The sequence below is a fragment of the Streptomyces sp. 796.1 genome (assembly GCF_047525675.1).
In the GTDB taxonomy this organism is placed as follows: domain Bacteria; phylum Actinomycetota; class Actinomycetes; order Streptomycetales; family Streptomycetaceae; genus Streptomyces.
The window spans coordinates 40,395-53,183 of the sequence record NZ_JBLIWA010000045.1; the positions used below are offsets into that span (position 1 = coordinate 40,395).

The 12,789-nt window shown below is 71.3% G+C and carries 9 protein-coding genes; 4 read left to right on the forward strand and 5 right to left on the reverse strand.

What is annotated here, in order from left to right; translation table 11 throughout:
* Positions 1 to 150: 150 nt before the first annotated feature.
* The 4 genes from pepN to ACMA1D_RS26590 all read right to left on the reverse strand — a co-directional run bounded on the left by pepN (position 151) and on the right by ACMA1D_RS26590 (position 7,044).
* A complete protein-coding gene (pepN, locus tag ACMA1D_RS26575) occupies positions 151 to 2,742 on the reverse strand; it encodes an aminopeptidase N (RefSeq protein WP_414726538.1) in 2,592 nt (863 codons plus the stop codon).
* 415 nt (positions 2,743 to 3,157) lie between these two features.
* Positions 3,158 to 3,799 (reverse strand): superoxide dismutase, encoded by a 642-nt coding sequence (locus tag ACMA1D_RS26580; RefSeq protein ID WP_414726539.1) that lies wholly within the window; start codon positions 3,797 to 3,799, stop codon positions 3,158 to 3,160.
* A 191-nt stretch (positions 3,800 to 3,990) separates the two neighbouring features.
* Positions 3,991 to 5,496: an amino acid permease gene (locus ACMA1D_RS26585; protein ID WP_414726540.1), complete on the reverse strand. Its 1,506-nt coding sequence runs from the start codon at positions 5,494 to 5,496 to the stop codon at positions 3,991 to 3,993.
* 141 nt (positions 5,497 to 5,637) lie between these two features.
* Positions 5,638 to 7,044: an amino acid permease gene (locus ACMA1D_RS26590; protein WP_414726541.1), complete on the reverse strand. Its 1,407-nt coding sequence runs from the start codon at positions 7,042 to 7,044 to the stop codon at positions 5,638 to 5,640.
* Between the two features lie 276 nt (positions 7,045 to 7,320).
* Between ACMA1D_RS26590 and ACMA1D_RS26595 the strand changes: the two genes are divergently transcribed.
* Complete coding sequence (locus ACMA1D_RS26595) at positions 7,321 to 7,923, forward strand: biotin transporter BioY (RefSeq protein WP_414726542.1); 603 nt, start codon at positions 7,321 to 7,323, stop codon at positions 7,921 to 7,923.
* Between the two features lie 226 nt (positions 7,924 to 8,149).
* Here ACMA1D_RS26595 and ACMA1D_RS26600 read toward each other — a convergent pair whose 3' ends face one another.
* Positions 8,150 to 9,598: an amino acid permease gene (locus ACMA1D_RS26600; RefSeq protein ID WP_414726543.1), complete on the reverse strand. Its 1,449-nt coding sequence runs from the start codon at positions 9,596 to 9,598 to the stop codon at positions 8,150 to 8,152.
* A gap of 158 nt (positions 9,599 to 9,756) precedes the next feature.
* Between ACMA1D_RS26600 and ACMA1D_RS26605 the strand changes: the two genes are divergently transcribed.
* The 3 genes from ACMA1D_RS26605 (at position 9,757) to ACMA1D_RS26615 (ending at position 12,729) form a co-directional block, all read left to right on the forward strand.
* Complete coding sequence (locus tag ACMA1D_RS26605) at positions 9,757 to 10,245, forward strand: ribose-5-phosphate isomerase (RefSeq protein WP_414726544.1); 489 nt, start codon at positions 9,757 to 9,759, stop codon at positions 10,243 to 10,245.
* A gap of 174 nt (positions 10,246 to 10,419) precedes the next feature.
* Complete coding sequence (locus ACMA1D_RS26610; protein ID WP_414726545.1) at positions 10,420 to 11,277, forward strand: Fpg/Nei family DNA glycosylase; 858 nt, start codon at positions 10,420 to 10,422, stop codon at positions 11,275 to 11,277.
* A gap of 315 nt (positions 11,278 to 11,592) precedes the next feature.
* Positions 11,593 to 12,729: a PP2C family protein-serine/threonine phosphatase gene (locus ACMA1D_RS26615; RefSeq protein ID WP_414726546.1), complete on the forward strand. Its 1,137-nt coding sequence runs from the start codon at positions 11,593 to 11,595 to the stop codon at positions 12,727 to 12,729.
* The last annotated feature ends 60 nt before the right edge of the window (positions 12,730 to 12,789 follow it).

The window sequence follows — 12,789 nt, forward strand, 5'->3', positions numbered from 1 at the left end:
GAGGAGTCCTCCTGCCGCCACCGGACGGTCATCGCGCGGCGCCGTCAGCGCGTCAGCAACGCGCCATCAGCGACAAGTCGCGTACCGCAGCCGGCCGTACGCACCCAAGCCGCGCCGCAAGCCGCCCCCGCGCCGTCCCGCGAGCCGTCCTCACACCGCGTCGCAAGCCTGTGCCCGCACCGCGCGGGCCAGGTCGTCGCGGCCCTCGGCGACCAGGCGGCGCAGCGCCGGTGCCGCGTCCGGGTGCGCGGTGAGCCAGCCCTCGACGGCGTCCAGCGTCGCCTGGTCGCCCTGGACCAGCGGGAACAGCCCCGTGACCACGGACATCCCGATCTCGATGGAACGCTCCTGCCACACCCGCTCCAGGGCCGCCAGATAGCGCGGCGCGAACGGGGCGAGCAGTTCGCGCTGGTGCGACTGGGTGAAGCCGGCGATGGTCGCCTCCACCAGCGCGTTGGACAGCTCGTCGCGGTCCACCACCGACTCCCACGCCGCCGCCTTGACCTCGGCCAGCGGGCGCGCGGCCAGGCAGCGCACCTGGTGCCGCTTGCCGGACGCGGTGTCGTCGCGGGCCAGTTCGGCGTCGATCTGCGCGGCGTCGGCGGCGCCGTGCGCGGCCAGCGTGGCCAAGAACGCCCAGCGCAGCTCCTGGTCCACGTCGAGGCCGTCGATCTTGGCCCCGCCGGCCAGCAGCCCGCTCAGCAACTGGAGGTCGCCTTCGCCGCTGGCCAGGCCGGCGAAGAAGCGGGCCCACGCCAACTGGTGCCCGCTGCCGGGCACCGCCTGCCGCAGCTCCCGCAGCGCCGCCTGGGCCAGCGCCTGCCCGGCCGCCTCGCGCGAGGCCGGCGTCGCGTAGTGCGCCAGTGCGTACCCCGCCCAGGACTGCACCATCTGCAACACGCCGATGTCGCTCTCCGTGCCGGCGAACGTCTCGACCAGGGAGAGGAAGTCGCGGGCCGGCATCAGCCCGTCGCGGGTCAGGTTCCACAGTGCCGACCAGCACAGGGCGCGCGCCATCGGGTCCGACAACTCGCCCAGGTGCCCGCGCAGGGTGGCCAGCGAGCCCTCGTCGAAGCGGACCTTGCAGTACGTCAGGTCCTCGTCGTTGAGCAGGATCAGGTCCGGCCGCTCCACGCCCACCAGGTCGGGCACGGCGGTGCCGGGGCCGGCCACGTCCACCTCGGCCTGCGCGTACCGCTTGAGCTCGCCGCCGGCGCGCCGGTAGAGGCCGACCGCGATCCGGTGCGGGCGCAGCGTCGGGTAGTCGGTCGCCGCCTCCTGCCGCACCGACAGCTCGGTGATCTTGCCGGCCGCGTCATAGGTGACCTGCGGGGTCAGCACGTTGACGCCGGCGGTCTGGAGCCAGGCCGCGGACCAGGCGGCCATGTCGCGGCCCGAGGTCTCCTGCAACACCGTGAGCAGGTCGCCGAGGGTGGTGTTGCCGTACGCGTGCTGCTTGAAGTAGCGGCGGGCGCCCTCAAGGAACGCCTCCTCGCCGACGTAGGCGACGAGCTGCTTGAGCGCGGAGGCGCCCTTGGCGTACGTGATGCCGTCGAAGTTGAGCTTGGCGTCCTCCAGGTCCCGGATGTCGGCGGTGATCGGGTGCGTGGAGGAGAGCTGGTCGGCGCGGTAGGCCCAGCTCTTGCGGCGGTTGGCGAAGGTGATCCAGCCGTCCGTGAAGCGGGTGGCGCCCACCAGTGCGTACGCGCCCATGAAGTCGGCGAAGGACTCCTTCAGCCACAGGTCGTCCCACCACTCCATGGTGACCAGGTCGCCGAACCACATGTGGGCCATCTCGTGCAGCAGGGTGTTGCTGCGGGCCTCGTAGGACGTCTGGGTGACCTTGCCGCGGAAGACGTACTCCTCGCGGAAGGTGACGCAGCCCGGGTTCTCCATCGCACCGATGTTGTACTCGGGCACGAACGCCTGGTCGTACTTGCCGAACGGGTACGGGAAGTCGAACCGGTCGTGGAAGAAGTCGAAGCCCTGCTTGGTGACGGTGAAGATGTCGTCCGCGTCGAAGTGCTTGGCCAGCCCCTTGCGGCAGAGCGCGCCGAGCGGGATCTCCAGGGTGCTGCCGTCGGCGAAGGTGCGGCTGTAGTGGGCGTGCTCGTAGTGGTACGGGCCGGCGACGACGGCCGTGATGTACGTGGAGATCGGCTTGGTCGGCACGAAGCGGGTGTGGGTGCCGCCGCCGTCGGTCGGGGTCGGCTCGCCGTCCAGGTCGCCGTTGCTGAGCACGGTCCAGCCCTCGGGCGCGGTCACCGCGAAGGTGAAGGGCGCCTTCAGGTCGGGCTGCTCGAAGTTGGTGAAGACCCGGCGGGCGTCGGCCGGCTCGAAGTGCGTGTAGAGGTAGACCTCGCCGTCCTCGGGGTCCACGAAGCGGTGCAGGCCCTGGCCGGTCTTGCTGAACGCGCACTGCGCGTCCACCGTCAGCACGTTCTCCGCCGCCAGGTCGGCCAGCGCGATCCGGGCACCGTCGTAGACCTCGGCCGGGTCGAGCGCCCGCCCGTTCAGCGTGATCGCCGTGATCGAGGGCGCCAGCAGGTCGGCGAAGGAGGCGGCGCCCACCGTCGCCGAGCGGAACCTGATGGTCGTGGTGGAGCGGAAGGTGCGCACCGCCCCGGCGCTCTCGTCGGGGCCGAGGGCGCTGCGCACGTCGAGCGCGATGTCATACGCGTCCACGGTGAGTAGCTGGGCCCGGGTGCGGGCCTCTTCACGGGTCAGGTTCTCACCGGGCACGACGGGACTCCCTCGTCTTCGTCTCATGTGTAGGTCAGTAGGAATCATTTCATGCGTGCTGCACGGAGCTCATAAAGGGAGGGAATGGTGGCCGGCCATGCCGGGGAACGCGCCGGCGTGGGGCCCGAGCGGTGACGGGGGCCGGTGGTACGTGGCAGGGTCGGGCACGCACAAGGCCCCCACGCGAGTCGACCGCGTGGGGGCCTTGCTCTCTTCATTTCCGCCCGCCTACGTGAAGGGTGAGAAGACGATCACGTGAGCAGGAGGTCTGGGGCGCCGGCTCGGCGGGGTGCGGCGGCGCGGGCACCGGCCTCACCGGCCAGGTGGGCCCAGGCGGGACGGGTCGGTCCGGACCGGAGCAGACCGATCACGCCGGGGCGGGCCGGATCGAGCCGGTGCCCGGCGCCGCGCGGGGTCAGGGGGCGAGCAGCAGGCTCTGCGCCCGCTCGGTGGCCGAGCGGTAGCGCTTGGCGACGTCCTGCCAGTTGACGACCTGCCACATCGCCTCGATGAAGTCCACCTTCTGGTTCTTGTACTGGAGGTAGAAGGCGTGCTCCCAGGCGTCGAAGACCAGGATCGGCACCGAGCCCTGACCGACGTTGCCCTGGTGGTCGTAGACCTGCTCGACCACGAGTCGGCCGCTGACCGGCTCGTACGCCAGCACGCCCCAGCCCGAACCCTGGGTGGTGGCGGCGGCCTTGGTCAGATGCGCCTTGAACTTGGCGAAGGAACCGAACGACTCGGTGATGGCGCCCGCCAGGTCGCCCACGCCGTCCGCCTCCAGCGGCTCGCCGCCGCCGTCACCGGTCATGTTGTGCCAGTAGATGCTGTGCAGGATGTGCCCGGACAGGTGGAAGGCCAGGTTCTTCTCCAGGCCGTTGATCGCGCCCCACTGGTCCTTGTCCCGGGCCTCCGCGAGCTGCTCCACAGTGTCGTTGGCGCCCTTGACGTAGGCGGCGTGGTGCTTGTCGTGGTGCAGCTCGATGATCTCGGGGCTGATCACCGGGGCCAGCGCCGCGTAGTCGTACGGAAGTTCAGGAAGTGTGTAGATGGCCATGCCGAGCCCTCCGACTGCTTATTGCAATTAACTTGCAAGTGCACGCTACCAGCAAGACCATTTCGCGCCATGGAGCGGCGCTGACCTGGTCCAAAAGGCTGAGGCGGGGTGGTTCCCCGGTCTGAGGAACCACCCCGCCTCGCGGGAGTGCTGGCGACCCGTCGGCGGGCGCCGGTCGATGTGCGGTCCGGTTAGCTGCCGGACGCGTCCTTGGCCAGCGGCCCGGCGCCGCCGCCCGTGCCGCTGCCCGAACCACTGCCCGGGCCGCCGGCCGCCGCGGCGCGCTGCCGCACGTAGCCGACGATGGCGAAGATCACCGCGAGCGAGGCGGTGAAGAAGAGCTGCGTACGGGTGTCGTCCTCGCGCAGCATCAGCAGCAGCACGCCCGCCGTACCGGCCAGCGCGACCCAGGTCAGGTACGGGAAGAGCCACATCCGCACGATGAGCTTGTCGGGCGCCTCGCGCTCCAACTGCTGCCGCATCTTGAGCTGGGCCGCGGCGATGAAGCCCCAGACCACGAGCACCGCGGCGCCCACCATGTTCAGCAGCCACTTGAAGATGGTGTCCGGCCACCAGTAGTTGAACAGCACCGCGAGGAAGCCGAAGGCGGCAGACGCGACCACCGCGTGCCGCGGCACGCCGCCGGTGACCCGGCTCAGGATCGTCGGGCCCTGCCCGCGGGCGACCAGCGAGTACGCCATCCGGGAGGCGCCGTAGATGTTGGCGTTCATCGCCGAGAGCAGCGCGATCAGCACGATCACGTTCATCGTCTCGCCGGCCGCCGGGATGTCGAGGTGGTCGAGGACCGCGACGTACGGGCCCTCGTTGACGATCGCCGCCTTGTCCCACGGGATGAGCGTCACGATGATCACCATCGAGCCGACGTAGAAGAGGCCGATGCGCCACATCGCGGTGCGCACCGCCTTCGCCACGCCCTGCCGCGGGTGCTCGGACTCGGCGGCTGCGATGGTCACCGTCTCCAGGCCACCGAAGGCGAACACGGAGGCCAACAGGCCCACCACCAGGCCGTCCACACCGTTGGGCAGGAAGCCGCCGTCACCGGTGAGGTTGTCGGTGCCCGGCGCGTCGGTGCCGGGCAGCGCGCCGATGATGGCCAGCACGCCCAGCACCAGGAAGGCCGCGATGGCCAGCACCTTCAGGGTGGCGAACCAGAACTCGAACTCGCCGAAGTTGCTCACCGCCGCCAGGTTGGTGACGGTGAACATCACCATGAACAGGGCGACCCACATCCAGGACTCGGTGTCCGGAAACCAGTCGACCATGATGTTGGCGGCGCCGATGCCCTCGACCGCCACCGCGACGCACAGCAGCAGCCAGAACATCCAGCCGGCGGTGAACCCGGCCCACGGCCCGAGCGAGCGCTCGGCGTGCACCGAGAAGGAGCCGGAGGCCGGATTGGCCGCGGCCATCTCGCCCAGCATCCGCATGACCAGCATGACCAACAGGCCGGAGACCGCGTACGCGCACACGATGGCGGGCCCCGCCGCCGCGATCCCCGCACCGGAGCCGACGAACAGGCCGGCGCCGATCACACCGCCCAGCGCGATCATCGACAGATGTCGCTGCTTGAGGCCGTGGCCTAGAACAACGCCTTTGGAGCCGCTGGTTCCGTTGCCGTCCGTCACCGAGCCGGGCGGCTCGCCCTCCGGCGCAGAGGGCGCGGGTGTCGAGTTCATGCTGATATCGATCCAGTCCGTGAGAGCCCTGAGGTGCACATGAAGGCCCCAGTGTGGGGTCGGTGTTCGCTCAGGACAACAGTTCGGACAGCCCTGTCCGATATCCAGACCGGGTGGTGACGCTCCGTACCCGACCGGTCGTCAGGTTGGTAGGCGTTCATCCTTTTCGCGCCGACTGGACCACTCCCGTACCCCTGCCACCACCAGCACGAGAGCCGTCGCTCCAGTCGACCACAGCAGTTGCGGGCGCGCATCGCGGTCGGTCAGCATCAGTACCAGGACCACCGCCATCGCGCCCAGCGCCACCCGCGTCAACCAGGGAAAACCCCACATCCGCAGGGGCAGCGCAGCCACCTCGTCCGGTGTCATCCGAGCCCGCAGCCGCAGTTGCGAAAGGGCAATCAGCGCCCAGACGAAGAGCAGCACCGCACCGACCGCGTTCAGCAGGTAGTGAAAGATGGAATCCGGCCACTTCAGATTGAGCAGCACGGAGACGAATCCGAAGGCGACCGAGGCGAACACCGCGCGCCGCGGCACCCCGCCCGCGGTGACCCGCAACAGGGCGCGCGGCGCCTCGCCCCGCTCGGCGAGCGAGAAGACCATCCGCGAGGAGCCGTAGAGGTTGGCGTTGAGCGCCGACAGCAGCGCCACGAAGACCACCACGTTCATGATCTGCCCGGCCGCCGGCACCCCGATGTGGTCGAGCACCGCCACGTACGGGCTCTTGCCGGGCTCCATCGCGGTCCACGGCAGCACGGTCACGATCACCAGCATCGAGCCGATGTAGAAGAAGACGATCCGCCACACCGCGCTGCGCACCGCACGGCCCACCGCGTGCGCCGGGTCGTCCGACTCGGCCGCCGCGATGGTGACCACCTCAAGGCCGCCGAAGGCGAAGACCACCGCCAGCACCCCGGAGACCACCCCGCCCCACCCCTCGGGCAGGAAGCCGCCGTGCCCGGTCAGGTTGGCCAGGCCCACCGCTTCGGTCTCCGGCAGCAGCCCGCAGATCGCCAGCAGCCCCAGCACGAGGAAGAGCATGATCGCGCCGACCTTCAAGGTGGCGAACCAGAACTCGAACTCGCCGAAGTTCTTGACCGCCACCAGGTTCGCCGCCGTGAACACCACCATGAACAGCAGCACCCACGTCCACTGCGGCACCGCGGGCACCCAGCCGTGCGCGATCCCCGCCGCGCCCGTGGCCTCCACCGCCAACACCACCACCAGCAGGAACCAGTAGAGCCAGCCCACCGAGAAGCCGGCCCAGCGCCCGAGCGCCCGCTCCGCGTGCACCGAGAACGCGCCGGAGGCGGGCAGCGCCGCCGACATCTCGCCCAGCATCCGCATCACCAGCATCGCGAGCGCGCCGGCGATCAGGTACGAGAGGACGATGCCGGGCCCGGCCACCGCGATCCCGGCGCCGGAGCCGACGAACAGCCCCGCCCCGATCACCCCGCCGAGCCCGAGCATGGTCATGTGCCGCGGTTTGAGCCCGCCGACCAGCGGCTCTGCGGTGCCACTCGGGCCGGAGGGGGGACTGTCGTGCATGGTGCTCGTACTCTCGTGGGGGCGGGAGCCCACAGTGTCACCGGCCCGTGCGGCCCACCGCAAAACGATCGGGGCGCTCCCGCCCGCTTCGTGATGAGCATCACGCGACCAGCGAAAACGGCGATGTCGCAGCGTGTTGCGGGGGCGCCTTGGCAGGTACCGGACCCGCCAAGGCCACGCCGACCGCCTTGTGGTCATTTCACGGTGAGCGGGCGATAAGGGCTGGGTTAACGTCGCCCTGTTCCGCTGTACCGCCCATCCAATCGGGGAGAAACGTTGAGCACGCTCACCACTGCCACCACCAGGCCCGGCGCGGTCCTGGCCGACCTGCTGCACACGCCCACCGCCGGGCGGGCCCGGGTCCGCGACGCGGCGCTGGTCGTCGGCGGCGCCGCGCTGACCGGCATCGCCGCCCAGATCGCCGTCCCGGTGCCGGGCTCGCCGGTGCCGGTCACCGGCCAGACCTTCGCCGCCCTGCTGGTGGGCGCCTCGCTCGGCGCCGGCCGCGGGCTGCTCTCGCTCCTGGTGTACGCGCTGGTCGGCATGGCGGGCATGCCCTGGTTCGCGGAGGGCGCATCGGGCGCCACCGCGCCGTCCTTCGGCTACGTCATCGGCATGATGCTCGCCGCCACCGCGGTCGGCGCGCTGGCCCGCCGCGGCGGCGACCGCGGCATGGTCCGCACGGTCGGCACGATGGCCGTCGGCTCCGCGATCATCTACGCCGTCGGCGTGCCGTACCTGGCCCTGTCCCTGGACATCTCGCTCTCGGACGCGGTCGCGGCCGGCCTCACCCCGTTCCTGCTCGGCGACGCGCTCAAGGTGGCGCTCGCGATGGGGCTGCTGCCGACCGCCTGGCGACTGCTCGACCGGCGCGGCTGACCGAACCGGCGCCGCGCCGCGGGACCGCCGCCCGGGCCCTCACCCGGGTCCGCCGAGCAGGCCGCGGGCCCGCGCCGGTCGGCCCGTACGGCCCGGCATCAGCCCGCGCCGCACGCGTAGCCCGCGAACACGCCGACGCCCCTGCGACCTCATCGGTCACAGGGGCGTCGGCATGTCCGGGAGCGGGCGGCCCCGGCGCGGCGCGGGTCGGGGGCCGCCGCCCGGCTCAGGAGCGCTGGCTCGGCACCGTCGCCGCGCGCCGCCGCCTGCGGTCCAGCACCAGGCTGGTGACCAGTACCAATGCGCCGACCACCAGCGAGAGCACCATCATTTCGCGGCCGTCGTCGTCGTACAGCATGTAGCCGAGGATGAAGACGATGAGCGCGATCGTGGCGTACGTGAGGTACGGGTAGAGCCACATCCGCACCGTGTGCCGCTCGGGCATCTCGCGCTCGATGACCGGTCGCATCCGCAACTGCGAGAAGCAGATCACCAGCCACACGAAGAGGGCGACCGCGCCGGAGGAGTTCAGCAGGAACTCGAAGACGGTGTCGGGCGAGGTGTAGTTGAAGATCACCGCGACGAAGCCGAAGGCCACCGACGACCAGATCGCCACCGCCGGCACGCCCCGCTTGTCCACCCGGGCGAAGGACGCCGGCGCGTCCCCGCGCTGGCCGAGCGAGAACGCCATCCGGGACGCGGTGTACAGGCCGGAGTTCAGACAGGAGAGCACCGCGGTCACCACGATCACGTCCATGATCGTCCCGGCGTGATCGATGCCGATCTTGTTCAGCGCGGCGACGTAAGGGCCCTCGTCCACCAGGGCCTTGGAGTCCCACGGCAGCAGCGTGACCACCAGCAGGATCGAGCCCAGGTAGAAGATGCCGATCCGCCAGATGACGCTGTTGGTCGCCCGGCTGACCATCTTCGCCGGCTCGGCCGACTCGCCGGCGGCCAGCGTGACGATCTCGCTCCCCATGAAGGAGAAGACGACCAGCAACATGCCGGAGAGGATGGTGCCGGGACCGTTGGGCAGGAAGCCGCCGTTGCCGGTCAGGTTCTCGGTGCCGACCGCGTCGGTGCCCGGCAGCACGCCGAACACGGCGAGCCCGGCGATCACGATGAACGCGGCGATCGCCACCACCTTGATGCCGGCGAACCAGAACTCGAACTCGCCGTACGAGCCGACCGAGGCCAAATTGGTCGCCGTCAGCACCACCATCACCAGCAGCGCCCAGGCCCACTGCGGCACCGCGGGCACCCAGTCGGTGAGGATGCCGGCCGCCGCGGTCGCCTCCACGGCGAGCACCACGACCCAGAAGAACCAGTACAGCCAGCCGATGGTGAAGCCCGCCCAGCGCCCGAGCGAGCGGTCCGCGTACGCCGAGAACGAGCCCGACGAGGGGTCGGCCGCCGCCATCTCGCCGAGCATCCGCATCACCAGGACCACCAGCAGACCGGCGATCGCGTACGAGATGAGGATGCCGGGGCCGGCCTTGGCGATGCCGGCGCCCGAGCCGACGAACAGGCCGGCGCCGATGACGCCGCCGATCGCGATCATCGACAGGTGTCTGTTCTTCAGGCCGGCCTTCAGGCCGTCACCGGATGCTGCGTCCTGGGCTCTGGAAGCGCCCTGGTCCCCGTCCTCTTTGACGGGGGGCGACTGCGTGCTCATTGCGCGTTCCTTCGCTTTGCTGGTGCGATGTGCGGCTTCGGCATTCAAACTCAGGGTGAAGTCGAGTGGAAGACGCGATTCCAAATCGTTGTGCGTCGGATCGCGATCTTCCAGACCCGTGCGCTCCTACCCGGGGCCGCCCGTGCCACACTCTGCTCATGCGCGTGTACCTCGGCTCCGACCATGCCGGCTATGAACTGAAGAACCACCTCGTGGAGTGGCTCACCGCAGCCGGCCACGAGCCCGTCGACTGCGGCCCGCACATCTTCGACGCCCAGGACGACTACCCGCCGTTCTGCCTCCGCGCCGCCGAGCGCACCGTCGCGGACGAGGGCAGCCTCGGCATCGTCATCGGCGGCTCGGGCAACGGCGAGCAAATCGCCGCGAACAAGGTGAAGGGCGTGCGTGCGGCGCTGGCCTGGAGCGAGGAGACCGCCCGCCTCGGCCGCGAGCACAACAACGCCAACGTGCTCAGCATCGGCGCCCGGATGCACACCGAGCAGGAGGCCACCGGCTTCGTCGAGGCGTTCCTGACGACCCCGTACTCGGGCGAGGAGCGGCACACCCGCCGCATCGACATGCTCTCGGCGTACGAGCTGACCGGCACCCTGCCGGCCATCCCGGACCACCACCCGCAGCAGCCCTGAGCGACCGGCTCCCCGGGCGCAGGGCCCTGCTCCGCGCGCCCGGGGAGCCCGCTCCGATTACCCAGCCCCAACCCCCGGGGCCGGCGTCCCGTCCGGCCCCTGACCAGCGCGTACGCCCGGTGGGCGGCGGCGGACGGCCGCCGTTCGCCGCCGCGTGCGCCGGAGGAACCCAGCGTGCCTGAGGGGCATACGATCCACCGTCTCGCCGCGGACTACCGGGAGCGCTTCGCCGACCGGCCGCTCGCGGCGAGCAGCCCCCAGGGGAAGTTCGCCGACGCCGCGGCACTGATCGACGGCCAGCCGCTGACCGCGGCCGACGCCCACGGCAAGCACCTCTTCCTCGGCTTCGCCGCCGCCGGCTGGGTCCACATCCACCTCGGCCTCTTCGGCAAGCTCGGCTTCGGCCCGGTCCCGGCGCCGCCGGCCACCGACACCGTGCGGCTGCGGCTGGTGGGCCCCACCGCCCACGCCGACCTGCGCGGCCCGACGACCTGCGCCCTGATCACCGACGGCGAGAAGCAGGCGATACACGACCGGCTCGGCCCCGACCCGCTGCGGGTGGTCGGCCCGCCGGCCGGGGCCCGCCGCGCGGCGGACGTCGACCCGAGCGCGGACGGGGACGCCGCCTGGCGGCGCATCGCCCGCAGCCGCTCCACCGTCGCCGCGCTCCTGATGGACCAGAAGGTGATCGCCGGCGTGGGCAACGTGTACCGCGCCGAGGTGCTGTTCCGGCACGGCATCGACCCGTACCTGGCCGGCCGTGACCTCACCCGCGCCCAGTGGGACGCGATCTGGGCCGACCTGATCGTGCTGATGCGCGAGGGCGTCCGGAACAACCGCATCGACACGGTGCGGCCCGAGCACCTGCCCGAGGCCATGGGCCGCCCGCCCCGGGTGGACGACCACGGGGGAGAGGTGTACGTCTACCGCCGGGCCGGCCAGCCCTGCCACCTCTGCGGCGCCGAGATCCGCACCGCCGAACTCGCCGCCCGCAACCTCTTCTGGTGCCCGGGCTGCCAACGCCGCCCCTGAGCCTCGGCCCCGGCGCCCACCCGCCGATTTCGGGCCGTTTGTGCCGCCCGCGCAGCCGGCCCGCCGTACGCTCGCCGACCGCCCGGGCCCCTACCACACGCCGTACGCGATCGTCCGCAGCATGGGGTGATCCCCTCGCTACGCATCGGCCCATCCGCCTCGTACCCGCACAGGCGAACGCATTTCGCTTAAGATTCCCTTCTTGGCCGGTGAATGGGGGCGTAGCCGACAACCTGACGTCGGGGCGACCATGCGAAGCGTCGGAGACGGAGAAATGTGCGGAGCATGGTGGCGGGTGGATAAGGTCCCGATGCGATGACCGGAAGTGTGGAGACCCCGACGGCCCGGATGCGCAAGGCGCTCCACCGGGCCCGCACCAGCGTGCGCAAGGCGGGGGTGGACTACTTCCGCGGGGACGGCTCCGACTGGCTGGCCCTCGCCGTCCTGCTCGTCTCGGTCCCCGCGATCGCCGCCGGCACCATCGCCTGGCCCGACTGGTGCGACCCGGCCGCCCTGGTGCTGCCGATCGTCGCCGGCGGCCTGCTGCTGCGCCCGGCCAGCCTGCTCGCGCTGTACGCGACCTCGGCCGCGGCCCTGATCATCGAGGCGGCGCTGGTCCAGTCGTACATCGGCGGCGAGGACCGGGTGACGGCCGGCACCATCCTGGTGGTGGCCGCGGTCGGCTTCCTCGGACTGCTGATCGCCCAGTTCCGCAGCCGGGTCGGGGTGCCCTGGCGCGGCGGCGGCACCATGCTCTTCGACCTGCGCGAACGCATCCGGGTGCAGAGCAAGCTGCCCTCGCTGCCGCGCGGCTGGCACCGCGAGATGTCCTTGCGCCCGGCCGGTGGCCAGTCCTTCTCCGGCGACTTCGTGGTCGCGGCCCGCACCGGCGGCGACCGCACCCTGGAAGTGGTGCTCACCGACGTGTCGGGCAAGGGCATGGACGCCGCGTCGCGTGCGCTGCTGCTCTCCGGGGCGTTCGGCGGGCTGCTCGGCTCGCTGCCGCCGCACGGCTTCCTGCCCGCGGCTAACGGCTACCTGCTGCGCCAGGACTGGGACGAGGGCTTCGCGACCTCCATCCACCTGGTGCTCGACCTGGACAGCGGCGACTACGAGCTGTACTCAGCCGGCCACCCGCCCGCGCTGCACCTGAGCGCCGGCTCCGGGCGGTGGGAGGAGGTGGCGGCCGAGGGGCCGCTGCTCGGGGTCTACGACGGGGCGCAGTTCGACCCGGTCAAGGGCAGCCTGCGCCCCGGCGACGTGCTGATGCTCTTCACGGACGGGCTGGTGGAGACCGCCGAGCGGGACATCGCCGACGGCATCGACCGGCTGACCGGAGCGGCCGACCGGTACGTGGGCAGCGGCTTCCAGGGCGCGGCCTGGCACCTGATCGAATCGGTGGCCAAGGACGTCAACGACGACCGGGCCCTGCTGCTGATCTGCCGCGACTAGACGCCGTCGCGGGCGCCCACGTACGCCAAGCTCACCTGCGCGCAGCGCCCACGTACGCCA

What these genes read in the sequence shown, in the direction of transcription:
- ACMA1D_RS26580 (WP_414726539.1), bottom strand. Translation starts at nt 3,799, where the DNA reads ATGGCCATCTACACACTTCCTGAACTTCCGTACGACTACGCGGCGCTG.
- ACMA1D_RS26585 (WP_414726540.1), bottom strand. Translation starts at nt 5,496, where the DNA reads ATGAACTCGACACCCGCGCCCTCTGCGCCGGAGGGCGAGCCGCCCGGC.
- ACMA1D_RS26590 (WP_414726541.1), bottom strand. Translation starts at nt 7,044, where the DNA reads ATGCACGACAGTCCCCCCTCCGGCCCGAGTGGCACCGCAGAGCCGCTG.
- ACMA1D_RS26600 (WP_414726543.1), bottom strand. Translation starts at nt 9,598, where the DNA reads ATGAGCACGCAGTCGCCCCCCGTCAAAGAGGACGGGGACCAGGGCGCT.
- ACMA1D_RS26605 (WP_414726544.1), top strand. Translation starts at nt 9,757, where the DNA reads ATGCGCGTGTACCTCGGCTCCGACCATGCCGGCTATGAACTGAAGAAC.
- ACMA1D_RS26615 (WP_414726546.1), top strand. Translation starts at nt 11,593, where the DNA reads ATGACCGGAAGTGTGGAGACCCCGACGGCCCGGATGCGCAAGGCGCTC.